At 60.4% G+C, this 13,170-nt stretch carries 12 protein-coding genes; 4 read left to right on the forward strand and 8 right to left on the reverse strand.

Features of this window, described 5'->3' with window-relative positions:
• Nucleotides 1-93 precede the first annotated feature (93 nt).
• From AC2CGP_RS06500 to AC2CGP_RS06510, 3 genes are read left to right on the forward strand one after another with little or no spacing between them, the layout of a single operon-like run.
• Nucleotides 94-1,074 (forward strand): Bug family tripartite tricarboxylate transporter substrate binding protein, encoded by a 981-nt coding sequence (locus AC2CGP_RS06500; protein WP_015365605.1) that lies wholly within the window; start codon nucleotides 94-96, stop codon nucleotides 1,072-1,074.
• 15 nt (nucleotides 1,075-1,089) lie between these two features.
• Nucleotides 1,090-1,521 (forward strand): tripartite tricarboxylate transporter TctB family protein, encoded by a 432-nt coding sequence (locus AC2CGP_RS06505; RefSeq protein WP_015365604.1) that lies wholly within the window; start codon nucleotides 1,090-1,092, stop codon nucleotides 1,519-1,521.
• Nucleotides 1,522-1,532: 11 nt separating this feature from the next.
• Nucleotides 1,533-3,050 (forward strand): tripartite tricarboxylate transporter permease, encoded by a 1,518-nt coding sequence (locus AC2CGP_RS06510; protein WP_015706152.1) that lies wholly within the window; start codon nucleotides 1,533-1,535, stop codon nucleotides 3,048-3,050.
• Here the strand turns inward: AC2CGP_RS06510 and menE are convergent.
• The 7 genes from menE to AC2CGP_RS06545 all read right to left on the reverse strand — a co-directional run bounded on the left by menE (nucleotide 3,047) and on the right by AC2CGP_RS06545 (nucleotide 10,674).
• Nucleotides 3,047-4,408, reverse strand: coding sequence for an o-succinylbenzoate--CoA ligase (gene menE / locus AC2CGP_RS06515; protein ID WP_484502313.1), 1,362 nt, complete (start codon nucleotides 4,406-4,408; stop codon nucleotides 3,047-3,049). The genes AC2CGP_RS06510 and menE overlap by 4 nt on opposite strands.
• The gene (menC, locus tag AC2CGP_RS06520; RefSeq protein ID WP_047466126.1) at nucleotides 4,405-5,370 is read right to left on the reverse strand and encodes an o-succinylbenzoate synthase; all 966 of its coding nucleotides are present in this window, start codon (nucleotides 5,368-5,370) and stop codon (nucleotides 4,405-4,407) included. Before menC ends, menE begins: the two co-directional genes overlap by 4 nt.
• Nucleotides 5,370-6,227 (reverse strand): 1,4-dihydroxy-2-naphthoyl-CoA synthase, encoded by an 858-nt coding sequence (gene menB, locus AC2CGP_RS06525; RefSeq protein WP_015365600.1) that lies wholly within the window; start codon nucleotides 6,225-6,227, stop codon nucleotides 5,370-5,372. The genes menC and menB overlap by 1 nt, the downstream gene beginning before the upstream one ends.
• Before the next feature lie 14 nt (nucleotides 6,228-6,241).
• Nucleotides 6,242-7,000: a 2-succinyl-6-hydroxy-2,4-cyclohexadiene-1-carboxylate synthase gene (menH, locus tag AC2CGP_RS06530; RefSeq protein ID WP_213759575.1), complete on the reverse strand. Its 759-nt coding sequence runs from the start codon at nucleotides 6,998-7,000 to the stop codon at nucleotides 6,242-6,244.
• Nucleotides 6,997-8,667 (reverse strand): 2-succinyl-5-enolpyruvyl-6-hydroxy-3-cyclohexene-1-carboxylic-acid synthase, encoded by a 1,671-nt coding sequence (gene menD, locus AC2CGP_RS06535; RefSeq protein ID WP_015706156.1) that lies wholly within the window; start codon nucleotides 8,665-8,667, stop codon nucleotides 6,997-6,999. Before menD ends, menH begins: the two co-directional genes overlap by 4 nt.
• A 76-nt stretch (nucleotides 8,668-8,743) precedes the next feature.
• A complete protein-coding gene (menF, locus tag AC2CGP_RS06540; RefSeq protein WP_213759574.1) occupies nucleotides 8,744-10,039 on the reverse strand; it encodes an isochorismate synthase MenF in 1,296 nt (431 codons plus the stop codon).
• A gap of 173 nt (nucleotides 10,040-10,212) precedes the next feature.
• Nucleotides 10,213-10,674, reverse strand: a complete 462-nt coding sequence (locus tag AC2CGP_RS06545) for a GNAT family N-acetyltransferase (protein ID WP_015365596.1) — start codon at nucleotides 10,672-10,674, stop codon at nucleotides 10,213-10,215.
• Between the two features lie 56 nt (nucleotides 10,675-10,730).
• Here AC2CGP_RS06545 and rnz point away from each other — a divergent pair, with 56 nt between their 5' ends.
• The gene (gene rnz / locus AC2CGP_RS06550; RefSeq protein ID WP_213759573.1) at nucleotides 10,731-11,651 is read left to right on the forward strand and encodes a ribonuclease Z; all 921 of its coding nucleotides are present in this window, start codon (nucleotides 10,731-10,733) and stop codon (nucleotides 11,649-11,651) included.
• A 56-nt stretch (nucleotides 11,652-11,707) separates the two neighbouring features.
• Here the strand turns inward: rnz and nuoN are convergent, their stop codons facing one another.
• Entirely contained in the window at nucleotides 11,708-13,165 is a 1,458-nt protein-coding gene (gene nuoN / locus AC2CGP_RS06555) for an NADH-quinone oxidoreductase subunit NuoN (RefSeq protein ID WP_015365594.1), read from the reverse strand.
• Nucleotides 13,166-13,170 lie beyond the last annotated feature (5 nt).

The raw sequence follows: 13,170 nt of genomic DNA on the forward strand, positions 1-13,170 counted from the left end.
GAAAGGTAACTGTTTTAACAATCACGCAACCGAATCGCCACATGTCGGTTCACATAATCAGAAAAACATTCCCTGTACCTACTGAGGAAGCCTATGAAAACGCCATTTTTCCGCCATCTTAGCGCCATCGCGCTGTGCCTCTGTACAACCACCGCTTTCGCGGCGCAAGCCCCGTCCCGCACCGAATGTATCGCCCCCGCCAAACCCGGCGGCGGCTTTGACCTCACCTGTAAACTGATTCAGGTGAGCCTGATGGAAACCGGCGCGATCGAGAAACCGATGCGCGTTACCTATATGCCCGGCGGCGTCGGCGCAGTAGCCTACAACGCCATCGTCGCCCAGCGCCCGGCAGAGGCCGGAACCGTGGTCGCCTTTTCCGGCGGCTCGCTGTTGAATTTGTCACAGGGCAAATTCGGCCGCTACGGCGTTGATGACGTACGCTGGCTGGCCAGCGTCGGTACCGACTACGGCATGATTGCCGTGCGCGCCGATTCGCCATGGAAAGACCTGAAGTCATTCATGAGCGCAATGGAGAAAAATCCCGCCACTATCGTCATTGGCGCCGGGGCCTCCATCGGCAGCCAGGACTGGATGAAAGCGGCGCTGCTGGCGCAAAAAGCCAACGTTGACCCGCACAAGATGCGCTACGTCGCCTTTGAGGGCGGCGGCGAGCCGGTAACCGCCCTGCTCGGCAACCATGTGCAGGCGGTCTCCGGCGATCTAAGTGAAATGGTGCCGTACCTGCAGGGAAATAAGATCCGCGTCCTGGCGGTCTTCTCCAACGAACGTCTGCCGGGCGCGCTGGCTGATGTTCCTACCGCTAAAGAGCAGGGCTATGACCTGGTCTGGCCGATTATTCGCGGCTTCTTTATGGGCCCGAAAGTAAGCGATGCCGACTACCAGTGGTGGGTTGATGAATTCACTAAACTGCAGCAAACCGATGAGTTCAAAAAGCAACGTGAACTGCGCGGCCTGTTTGAATTCAACATGAACGGCAAGGAACTCGATACCTATGTAAAACAGCAGGTCAGCGATTATCGCGAACAGGCGAAAGCCTTTGGCCTGGCTAAATAATCCGCGGAGGCGCTAATGAGCGATCGTATCTTTGCCGGAGTCTGGCTGTTGTTATGCATTGGCGGCCTGTTTATCGCCTGGCAGATCCACAGCGAATACTCGTATGAACCCGTCGGCCCGCGCCCTTTCCCGTTGGGCATTATCGGCCTGATGCTGCTGTGTTCTGCGCTGATGCTGCTGCGTCGCCCGGACGCCATCGAGTGGCCGGGACGACATGTCCTGCAACGGCTGTTAACCATGGTCGTGGTGCTGGTGGTCTATGCCTGGGGATTTGAATGGCTGGGCTTTCCGCTGGCGACCGCGCTACTGACGGCGGTGATCGGCCTGCTATTCGGCGCCACGCTACCGGCGGCAGGCATTGCCGGCGTGGTGATGGGCGTCTCGTTATGGTACGCCTTCGATACCTTACTTGATGTGACTCTGCCGCTTGGCGTCTGGTTAAATTAACGGAGAAGCTTATGGATACCTGGATCTATCTGTCGCAGGGTTTCGCCGTCGCCATGACGCCGGAAAATCTGCTTATCGCCCTCATCGGCTGCTTTGTCGGAACCATCGTCGGGCTACTGCCCGGCCTCGGGCCGATTAACGGCGTCGCCATTCTGCTGCCGCTGGCCTTTGCCCTGCACCTGCCCGCGGAATCGGCGCTGATCCTGTTGGCGACGGTCTATATCGGTTGCGAATATGGCGGGCGTATTTCGTCTATCCTGCTGAACGTGCCCGGCGATGCCGCCGCCATCATGACGGCGCTTGATGGCTATCCCATGGCGCAGCAAGGGCGCGGCGGCGTCGCGCTGTCGATTTCCGCCGTCAGCTCTTTCTTCGGTTCGCTTATCGCGATCGGCGGCATTATTCTGTTCGCGCCGCTCCTCGCCCAGTGGTCGCTGGCGTTCGGCCCAGCGGAATATTTCGCGCTGATGGTGTTTGCCATCGCCTGCCTCGGCAGCATGATGGCGCAAAACCCGCTGAAGTCGTTCCTCGCGGCGTTAATCGGTTTGGGCCTGGCGACGGTGGGCGTGGATGCCAACACCGGGGTTTACCGCTTTACCTTCGACAGCGTCCATCTCTCCGATGGCGTTCAGTTTATAGTGGTGGTTATCGGTCTGTTCTCCGTTTCCGAGATCCTGTTGATGCTGGAGAGCACCAGCGGCGGGCAAACGCTGGTGCGTAAAACCGGGCGCATGCTATTTAACACCAAAGAGGCCGCGCAGTGCGTCGGCGCGACCCTGCGTTCTTCCGTGGTGGGTTTCTTCGTCGGTATTCTGCCCGGCGCCGGGGCGACCATCGCCAGCGCCATCACCTATATGACGGAGAAAAAAATCAGTGGTAATAGCGATAACTTCGGCAAGGGGGATATTCGCGGCGTAGCGGCGCCGGAAGCCGCGAATAACGCCTCCGCCTGCGGTTCGTTTATTCCAATGCTGACGCTCGGCGTGCCTGGTTCCGGGACCACCGCGGTCATGATGGGCGCGCTGACGCTATATAACATTACGCCCGGCCCGGCGATGTTCACCGAACAGCCGGATATCGTCTGGGGGCTCATCGCCGCGCTGCTTATCGCCAACGTGATGCTGCTTATTATGAACATTCCGCTTATTGGCCTGTTCACCCGCATGCTGACGATCCCGCTATGGTTCCTGGTACCGGCCATCGCCGCCGTTTCCGCCGTCGGCGTCTATGCGGTGCACAGCACCACCTTTGACCTGTTGCTGATGGTTGGCCTCGGCGTGCTCGGCTACATCATGCGTAAAATGCACTTTCCGATGTCGCCGCTGATCCTCGGTTTTGTGTTGGGCGAGATGCTGGAGCAGAACCTGCGCCGCGCGCTATCGATCAGCAACGGTAATCTGGCTATCCTCTGGGAAAGCGGCGTAACCAAAACATTGCTGATACTGGCTGTCGCCGTCCTGGTGGTACCGCCGCTGCTGCGTCTGAGACGTAAACAGCGCCAGCGCCGCGCCGAGGCTAATATCGGCTAAACCGGCGAATTGACCCATTCGCGCAGCGCCCGGCGCGAAATCTTAATCCCGCCGTTCTTTAACGTTTCCGGCAGCCGTAGCCACTGTACCGGCTGCTGGAAACGCGCTAACCGTTCAGCGCTCCATGCCACCAGCGTGGCCATTTCGCAGCCATCCTCGCATTCAACCACCGCCACCGGGCGTTGGCCGTATTCGATATCATCCTGCGGCACAATAAACACCTGCTGAACCTGCGGATGGGCGAGTATCACGCGCTCAACCTCCTCCGGCTGAATGCCTTCGCCGCCGCTAAAAAAGAGATTATCCAGCCGCCCAATAACCGACAGCCGACCGGCACGTAACGCTCCGCGATCGCGCGTCGCAAACCAGCCTTCATCGTTGGTTAATGGCAGCAGTTGACCATCGCGCCAGTAGCCTGCGGCCATGCTCGCCGCCCGCAGCCAGATCTCGCCGGCGACAATTTTTACCTCCCGTCCCGGCAGCGCTTCGCCCACATCCGCCGCTCCGTCGGCCTCTTTGGCGCAGACCGTGGAGGCGAATTCGGTGAGGCCGTAGCCGCAGAAGCTGCGTATTCCCTGCGCTCGCGCCCTTTCGGTCAGCTCGACGGGGATCGCCGCGCCGCCAAGCAGCACCGCCTTGAGTGAAACATCGACATCGCCATTTAGCAGGCGCCATAGCTGAGTCGGTACCAGCGAAGCATGGGTACAGCCCCGCAGCGCCTGCTCCAGCGGTTGTCTATCGCGCACCGTCAGCCGCGCGCCAGCCAGCAGCCAGCGCCAGATGATCCCCTGCCCGGAGACATGGAACAACGGCAGCGACAGCAGCCAGTCGTCTTCCGCGGCAAACGGCATCAGCGCCAGTACGCCAGCGGCGCTGGCCAGATGGGCGCTGGCGCTATGTACCGCCGCCTTCGGCAGGCCGGTTGAGCCGGAGGTTAACGTCATCGACACCAGCCGTTCGCCATGCCAGCAAACGGTACAAGCGCCTTCTGCCGCCTGCAGAGTTAACGCCGGTAAATTCTCCGGCAGCGTATCACCGTTAAGCACCAGTTGATGCTGTATGGTTAACGCAGGCAACAGTTCCTGCAGCAATGCCGTAGGCAACTGCGGATTAAGCGGCAGCACCCGCGCCCCGCACTGCAGCAGCGCCAGCCAGGCGAGTAGCGTCTCCGGCTGGTTGTAGGCCCGTAGCGCCACGCCCTGACCTTCCAATACGCCCTGCGCGGCAAAACCAGCCGCCAGCGCGTCAATCCGCGCGCATAGCTCACGCCAGGTCAACGCCTGGTCATTCAGGCGTAGCGCCTGCGACTCGCCGCGTAACTGACGCCAGTGGCGCCACGGCCAATCGGAAAACATCACAGCAGTTGCTCCAGCTCATCAGCATTGAAAATTGGCAGCGTACTCTCCGGCCACGCCCGCACCAGCTGCGCGCCCATCAGCGCCAGCGTATCGAGTCCGGGGATAGTCTGCGGAGTCAGCCAGGCGGCAATCCTCGCCAGTTGCGTTAACCCCAGGCTGGACTCGATCGACGAGCTAATCACCGCGCTCAGCCCCAGCGCATGCGCCGCGGCGACCTGTTGCTGAACCTTTTGCAAGCTGCCGGTCAGCGTCGGTTTGATCACCACCGCGCTCACGCCGGGCTCGGCGACAAAGCGGAAATCCGCCTCGCGCAGGCTTTCATCCCAGGCGATAGCAATACCGGTCTGCTGGCTGAATTCACGCGAATCGTCGCGGCTTTTGCACGGTTCTTCGAGAAAGGCAATGCGCTGGCGATAGGCCGGATTAACATATTTGGCGAACTGCTGCGCTTTGATCGGCGTCCACGCCCGGTTGGCATCCAGCCGCAGCTGCAGATCGGGGATCGCTTCCAGCAGCAGATTCACCACCATGCCGTCGCGTACCGCCTCCCACAACCCCACTTTCACCTTAGCGACTTTCTCGCCGGGCATCGCCGCCAGTTTGGCGAACAGTTCATCCGGGTCGCCGGAACAGAGCGGCGCCGCGCGATAATCCGCCGCCTGTGGTAGCTCGCCGCCAAGCTCCGCCTGCGCGCAGCTAATACCAAAAGCGACGGAGGGCTGCATAGGAAGCGGCGGCTCGGCGCCGTCGCGCCAGGCCCGCGCCCACGCCAGCAGTGCCATTTGCGCCTCTTCCAGCGTTTCGTCACTGAATCCCGGCAGGGGAGAAATTTCCCCCCAGCCTTCGCGTTCACCCTCCTGCAGACGGATGAACAGCCCGTCGCGGGTTTTTAACCGCCGTTCGCGCAGAACCACGCCCGCGTCCATCGGTATCTGCCAGCGGTAAACCTGCGAAACGCGCATTATGGATTCCGTTTAAATTTGCTGAAGTCCGGCTGACGTTTCTGGTTAAAAGCGTTACGTCCTTCCTGCCCTTCTTCCGTCATGTAGAACAGCATGGTGGCGTTACCCGCCAGCTCCTGCAGCCCGGCCTGGCCATCGCAGTCGGCATTCAACGCCGCTTTCAGGCAGCGCAGCGCCATCGGGCTGTTTTGCAGCATTTCACGACACCAGCGCACGGTCTCTTTTTCCAGATCCGCCAACGGGACCACGGTATTCACCAGCCCCATATCCAGCGCCTGCTGGGCGTCGTACTGACGGCACAGGAACCAGATTTCACGCGCTTTTTTCTGCCCGACGATACGCGCCATATAGGAAGCGCCCCAGCCGCCATCAAAGGAGCCGACTTTTGGCCCGGTCTGGCCAAAGATGGCATTATCCGCCGCGATGGTCAGGTCGCACATCATGTGCAGTACGTGGCCGCCGCCGATAGAGTAACCGGCGACCATCGCCACAACCGGTTTCGGGCAGGTGCGGATCTGGCGCTGGAAGTCGAGCACGTTGAGATGGTGAACGCCGGAGTCGTCCTGATAGCCGCCGTAGTCGCCGCGGACTTTCTGGTCGCCGCCGGCGCAGAAAGCTTTATCGCCTTCACCGGTCAGCACGATGACGCCGATATTGTCGTCATAGCGGGCATCCGCCAGCGCCTGAATCATCTCTTTGACGGTCAGCGGACGGAAGGCGTTGCGCACCTGCGGACGATTGATAGTGATTTTAGCAATCCCGTCAGTCGATTTTTGATAACGAATATCGGTATAGCCTTCTGAGCAATCGTGCCATTCAACGGGGGCGTAGAGCATTGCTTCATCAAGAGAGATCATAGAATGTCCTTCAGTTAACTTGCCAGAATCTGCGCCAGACAGGCAATCACCGCCGCGGGGTTGTCCCGGTGCGCGTTGTGTCCGGCATGGTGAATGATATGGATATCGGCGGCGAGCGCTTGCGCGATAGCGCGAAACTTCGCGTCGCGTTCGCCGCACAGGTAGTGAAAAGGAAAATCGCGAGCCTGCAGAGACGGGCGCAAATCGGCCTGCCGGGCAAGGGAGGTCGCCTCCAGCATCGCCGCCAGCGTAGCGCCGTTATTGCGGCGACGTAGGGTGACCAATGACTCGCGCTGCGCCGCATTCAGCGAAGCGAAAACCGGCTGCTGATACCAGTCGGCGAAGACCTGCACTAACGGCTCGCGGCGAAAACGTTCCGCCCAGGCGCTATCGTTGCCGCGCCGCGCCTGCCGCGACACTTCGTCCTGTAGGCCCGGATGTCCGCCCTCAACGATCAGGCCGCGCAGGCCCGCGCGCGGCTGGCAAGCGAAGTTCATCGCCACCCGGCCGCCCAGGGAGTAGCCTACCAGCCAATAATCAAGGATGTTGTAACTATTTAGCGTAGCCTGCAGTAATTCGCTAACCCCGGCAAAGCCATCAACCGCGATATCCGCCGATCCACCGTGCCCCGGCAGATCGAGATACAGCCGCGGCCAGGCCGGAAACGCTTCGCCAACCGTACGCCACTCGTCGCGGTCTCCGGAAAAGCCGTGCAGGAATACCAGCCAGGGATAACCCGGCTGGCCGCTTTCAACCGCCGCGTTGAGCGTCACAGGCGGCTTACCTGCGCCAGCAGTTGCTGAAGGGTCTGCGTACCGTCGGTCTCGTTAACCGCCAGCTCAATCACCGTCGCCCCGGCGCGGCGCCACGCGCCTGCCAGCGCCTCATCCAGCGACTGCCAGTCATCAGGGCGGTGATAAGCCAGACCGAACATCGCCGCCGCGTGGCTGAAATCCACGTCCTGCGGCATTAAATAGAACTGGCGGCGCTCGTCCTGCGGCGTCGGCAGCATAGAGAAAATCTGCCCGCCGTTATTATTGACCACGATCAGCACCAGCGGCGCCGACGCCTGGCGCAGCAGGGCCAGCGAGTTGAGATCGTATAACGCCGAAAGATCGCCGACGATCGCAAGCGTAGGCCGGGCGCTCGCCCGCTGCACGCCGGCGGCGGTCGCCAATAGGCCATCGATGCCGCTGGCGCCGCGATTACTGTAGACCGGATAACCCGCCGGCAGTTGCCCCAGCGCGTCTATCAGGCGTACCACTAAACTGTTGCCAACAAACAGCTGTCCCTGATCCGGCAAATAGCGCCGAATGCGCTGCGCCAGCTGCGCTTCGCCAAAAGGCTCGTTGCTGGCGACCGCGGCCTGCCACGCCTGCCCGGCAAGCTGCGGGATCACCGTCGCCCACGGCTGACGTTTCTCCGCCGGATGCAGTTCGAGCCAACGTTCAACGCTTGAGAGCAGACGGCGACCGCGGTGCTGCGCCGGATCGAGGCGACCGCGCAGATTATCCACCAGCCAGTATTCATCCGGCTCGCAGGTCGCCTGCCACTGGAGCACGCGTTTGCCGGTCAGACTGCTACCGAGTTGCACGACGATTTGCGCCTGCGCAAGTTCGCTGACCGCTTTACCGTTGCCCAGCCACAGGTCGGCGCACGGCAACGGCTGCCCGGTCTGCGACAGGACATCGCCAATCAGCGGCCAGCCGAGTGTCTGCGCCCATTCAGCCACTTTTTTACCTTCCGCGGCGCTCATCCTGCCCGCGACCACTACGCCGCGTTTTTGCCGCCAGAAGAACCAGTCGCGCTGTTTCTCACTCTCCATCTGCAGCGCCTGACGCAGCCAGGGCTTATCGCTCTGCCACCAGTCGCCGAGCTGCTGTTGCCACTCTAGCCCGGTATCGTCCATATCGCCATACAGGGGCTCAGCGAACGGGCAGTTGATATGTACCCCGCCGGCATGCAGCTCGCCCAGCGACTGATCGATGGTCGAGACCAACCAGCGGGCGGAAATATCCTGCGAAGGACGCGGTAAAGAAACGGTCTGCGCAGGATGAGAAGCAAACATTCCCGGTTGGCGGATGGCCTGATTGGCGCCGCAGTCGATAAGCTCCGGCGGGCGGTCGGCGGTCAGCAGGATCAGTTTTTCACCCGTCAGGCCCGCTTCAATCAGCGCCGGATAGAGATTCGCAGTTGCGGTTCCGGAGGTCACAATCACCGCCACCGGCTGGCGGCTGGCCTTCGCCAGTCCCAGCGCCAGGTGGCCAAGACCACGTTCGTCAAAATGAGTATGATGAATAAAAGCGCGGTTTTCCGCCGCCGCCAGGGTTAAGGGCGTCGAGCGCGAGCCTGGGGCAATGCAAATGTGCTGCACGCCGTGGCGGGTTAAAGCTTCAAGGATCACCGCCGCCCAGCGTCGGTTAAATGCGCTTACTGACATGAAATTGTCCGGTATCAAATATTGATGCTAAGTATAGATAAGGCAGAGTTGCGTCGTTTTGATATACGTCGTCTCTCTACGTTTCTGAAAGTAATAACGTTCGTAATCCCGCCGCTTTATTTTCTATTTCTTGCCACTCCTGCTGCGGGTCAGATCCGCTGACAATACCGGCCCCGGCATACAGCCTCAGAGTGTCGTTTTCGACTTTTGCCGAACGCAGCGCCACGCAAAACTCGCTTTGCGCCAGTGAAAGATAACCTGCGGAGCCGGCATACCATTCGCGGGTGAAAGGCTCATGGCGGCGGATGAACGCCAGCGCCGCCTGGCGCGGCAGCCCCGCCACCGCCGCGGTAGGCTGCAGCTGCAGCAGACAGCGGCTGTCGTCGGGCTCAGCCAGTTCGCACCAGATACAGCGCCGGAGATGCTGCACCTTACGCAGGCGTACGACCTGCGGCGGCAGAACGTCAAGCGTCGGCGACTCGCCCTGCAAACGCTGGCAGATATCCTCCACCACCAGCATATTTTCCCGCTGGTTTTTATCGTCTTTCATTAGCCAATCGGCCAACTGCTGCGCCCGGGCGTCATCGTGATGATTAGCGACGGTGCCCGCCAGCGCTTCGGTGCGCAGCAGCGCGCCGCGTCGCCGCCACAGCCGTTCTGGCGTGGAGCCGAGAAACGCCTGCTGTGGGCTAAAGGCCATCAGGAAGTGAAAACAGTTAAGATTGCTGCGCCGACTGGCCGCCATTATGGCAAACGCCTGCAGCGGCGCGCTAAAGCGTAAATCCGTGACCCGCGCCAGCACAACCTTATCCATTTCGCCGGCGCCGATTGCCTGCGTCGCCTGCGTAATCAGCTCGCGCCACTGCGGGTATTCTGGCGCATGCTGCTCGCTTTGCAGCGGTGGCATCGATGCCGCCGTCGCCTGCCCGCTATTTAATGATTGGAGAAACGCCCGCGCGGCGGCCGCGTCGTCAAGCAGCGAGGTCGCGCTGTGTACCACCAGCCGCAAAGTCGCTTTGCCGCCCAGGCGGCGCCACTCCAGCCGCGGCAGAAACAGATGACCCTGCTGCGGATCGAACGCATTCAGCCCGCTGATGCGCAGATCTTCCCGCCCCTGCGCGCATAAAAAATCATGCGCCGCGGACAAAGAGGCAAAGGTGGTTACTGCCCCCAGCGCCGCCAGCTCTTCATCGCCGTTACGCTGCTGCCAGTAGAATTGCGGCCAGCACGGCTGATGCGCGCACCACAGTAACGGGTCGAAGGCGTCGTTTAACGGGAATGGGATATCAAAAATTCGCGTGCCGGGTGACGGAGGGAAATCTCCAGCCAGGCAGCCCAGCAGGCTTTCCAGCGCGGTGGAAACAGACAGCACGCGAACCTCCACGAAATTAAAAACCCCACATTATAAAGGGTAGCTGCGATAAATAGCAGTACCCATCATGAGGGAGCGAACCTTAACAGGCCCGGCGAACGCCAGCCACTGGATTCGCTACAGGAGGAAAAGTATAGATAATTGATAGCGATACGCTATTACTATTTAGCTTCTTAATGAGTTGTGATGTCACGCGCCATACCGATATGGGCAATACCGTCCTCATCGTATACCTCCGTCACCGGCACAAAACCAAAGCTGGCATAAAATTTCTGCAGATGCGCCTGCGCCCCAAGATAAATCGCCTTCTGCGGCCAGTTCTGCCGGCAGCTGGCCAGCGCCTGCTCCATCAGCTGGTAGCCCAGCTTCTCGCCGCGCACGGACGGGCTAACGATAACCCGACCGATCACCACCGGTTCGAACTCCTCTTCGCTTTTGAGGATCCGCGCATAGGCCACCAGCTCTCCGTCGCGCCAGCCGAGCAGATGACGGTTCTCACCGACTAAATCATCGCCGTCGATATCCTGATAGACGCAGCGTTGTTCGACGACAAACACCGCGCTGCGCAGCTTCAGCAAGGCGTACAGTTGAGCAACGGTGAGCTCGCTGTGATGTAAATCCTGCCAGGTCATCATTTGTGACTCCTTATTGATATACTGATGCTTTACCACTCGCCTGAGGACACTGGACGATGGAATTAACATTTTTGGGGACATCCGCCGGCGTGCCGACCCGTACGCGTAATATGACGTCGATAATACTGAATTTGCAACAACCCACCAGCGCTGAAATGTGGTTGTTTGACTGCGGCGAAGGCACCCAGCATCAGTTTCTCCATACCCCTTACCACCCAGGCAAACTGAATAAAATTTTCATCACTCACCTGCACGGCGATCATCTGTTCGGCCTGCCCGGCCTGTTGTGCAGCCGCTCGATGCAGGGAAATTCGCTGCCGCTGACGGTTTACGGGCCAATAGGGATTAAAGAATTTATCGAAACCGCACTACGCCTGAGCGGCTCGTGGACCGATTATCCGCTCACTATCATCGAAGTCGGCCCCGGCCTGGTCTTCGACGAAGATGGCTATCGGGTCAGCGCGTACCCGCTCAGTCATCCGGTGGAGTGCTACGGCTACCGCATCGAACAGCATGACAAGCCCGGAACGCTCGATGCCGCCCAACTGATTGCCGATGGCGTGCGTCCGGGGCCGCTGTTCCATCAGCTCAAGCTCGGCCAGCGTGTTGAACTGGAAGATGGCCGGGTCATCGACGGTAGCCGCTATCTGGGACCATCGACGCCGGGTAAAACGCTGGCCATTTTTGGCGATACCGCCCCCTGCCCGCAGGCGCTGGAGATGGCGCGCAGCGCGGATGTGATAGTCCACGAAACCACGCTTGAGCAGGCGATGGCGGAGAAAGCCAATAGCCGTGGCCACTCTTCCAGTCAGCAAACCGCGGCGCTTGCCAAAGAAGCGGGGGTCGGCACGCTAATCGCCACCCACTTTAGCTCGCGCTACGATGCCGAAGGCTGCCTGCGTATGCTGGCGGAATGCCGGGAGATTTTCGCCAATACGCTACTGGCGGAAGATTTTATGGTCTATCGGCTGGCGTAAACCGCAGGCATAAAAAAACCGCCGACAAGTCGGCGGTTTTTTATTTATAGCGCAGATTACATCAGCGGCGTCGCCAGCTGCACGATGCTAATCAGCGGCTGCGGCCACACGCCGAGCACCAGCACCAGCAGCGCGGAGATCAGCACTACGATACCGCCGGCGCTGTACTGCCAGTTTGACGGCGCATCGCGGTTCAACTGCTCCGGGGCGCTGAGGTACAGGCTGACGGCAACGCGCAGATAGTAGTAGAGACCAATCGCCGAGCCGATCACGACCGCGGCAACCAGCCACCACAGGTGCGCATGCACACCGACGGCCAGCACGTAGAACTTACCGATAAAGCCGAGGGTCATCGGGATACCGGCCAGCGACAGCATCATCACCGTCATTACCGCCGACAGGATCGGACGGTGCCAGAAAAGACCACGGTAGGAGAACAGCGAGTCAGCATCCGGACCGCGGTACGGGCTGGACATCAGGCTGACCACGCCGAACGCGCCGAGGCTGCTGAACAGATAACCGGCCAGGTAGACGCCAACGGCTTCCATCGACATTTCGCCGCTCTGCAGGGCGATTAACGCCACCAGCAGATAGCCAAGGTGTGAGATGGAAGAGTAACCGAGCAGACGCTTAATGTTGGTCTGGCTCAGCGCCATCAGGTTACCGAAGATGATAGAGGCGAAGGCGATCAGGCCCAGCACCACGCGTACCGCTTCACTGTCGCCCACCGGCATGTACAGGAACAGACGCATCACCACGCCGAAGATGGCAATCTTGCTGGCGGTCGCCAGGAAGGTGGATACCGGCGCAGGCGCGCCCTGGTATACATCCGGCGTCCACAGGTGGAACGGCACCAGCGACAATTTAAAGCCAAGACCGACGATCATCAGACCGAGGCCCGCCAGCAGAAGCGGCTCGTGCAGCGCGTTGTCAGCCAGGCTCTTGCCCAGCGCGAGGAAGGACAGGTTACCGGAATTCGCATACACCAGCGCCATACCGAACAGCAGGAAAGACGAGGCTGCCGCGGAGAGGATGGTGTATTTGATGCTCGCTTCCAGCGAACGTTTCTGGCGGAAGGCGTAACCGACCAGGCCGAACAACGGCAGCGAAATCAATTCGATACCGAGGAACAGCGAGGCCAGGTGATTGGCGCCGGCCAGCAGAATGCCACCCAGTGCGGCGATCAGCACCAGCAGGTAGAACTCTTCTTTATTGTCCTTGTAACCCTCAAGCCATGGGTAGGCGAAAGTACAGGTCGCGAGGCTCGCCAACAGCACCAGCCCGGTATAGAGCATCGAGTAACCGTCAACGCGGATCAGCGGGGTGACGTCCATCGCCCCGTTCTGACCAACAAACCAGAGCGAGACCAGCGCGGCGTTAAGTCCGAGAACCGACAACGTGGCATTGAGAAAATGATTGCGTCGCCACGCAATGGAGAGCATCACAACCACCACCGTCAAGCCGACGATCAGCAGCGGTAGCAGTGCGATCAGTTGTTGTGGAGTTATTGTCATGGCGA

Source organism: Klebsiella sp. SYXHC3 (assembly GCF_057196925.1).

What these genes read in the sequence shown, in the direction of transcription:
- AC2CGP_RS06500 (WP_015365605.1), top strand. Translation starts at nt 94, where the DNA reads ATGAAAACGCCATTTTTCCGCCATCTTAGCGCCATCGCGCTGTGCCTC.
- AC2CGP_RS06505 (WP_015365604.1), top strand. Translation starts at nt 1,090, where the DNA reads ATGAGCGATCGTATCTTTGCCGGAGTCTGGCTGTTGTTATGCATTGGC.
- AC2CGP_RS06510 (WP_015706152.1), top strand. Translation starts at nt 1,533, where the DNA reads ATGGATACCTGGATCTATCTGTCGCAGGGTTTCGCCGTCGCCATGACG.
- menC (WP_047466126.1), bottom strand. Translation starts at nt 5,370, where the DNA reads ATGCGCGTTTCGCAGGTTTACCGCTGGCAGATACCGATGGACGCGGGC.
- menB (WP_015365600.1), bottom strand. Translation starts at nt 6,227, where the DNA reads ATGATCTCTCTTGATGAAGCAATGCTCTACGCCCCCGTTGAATGGCAC.
- menD (WP_015706156.1), bottom strand. Translation starts at nt 8,667, where the DNA reads ATGTCAGTAAGCGCATTTAACCGACGCTGGGCGGCGGTGATCCTTGAA.
- AC2CGP_RS06545 (WP_015365596.1), bottom strand. Translation starts at nt 10,674, where the DNA reads ATGATGACCTGGCAGGATTTACATCACAGCGAGCTCACCGTTGCTCAA.
- rnz (WP_213759573.1), top strand. Translation starts at nt 10,731, where the DNA reads ATGGAATTAACATTTTTGGGGACATCCGCCGGCGTGCCGACCCGTACG.
- nuoN (WP_015365594.1), bottom strand. Translation starts at nt 13,165, where the DNA reads ATGACAATAACTCCACAACAACTGATCGCACTGCTACCGCTGCTGATC.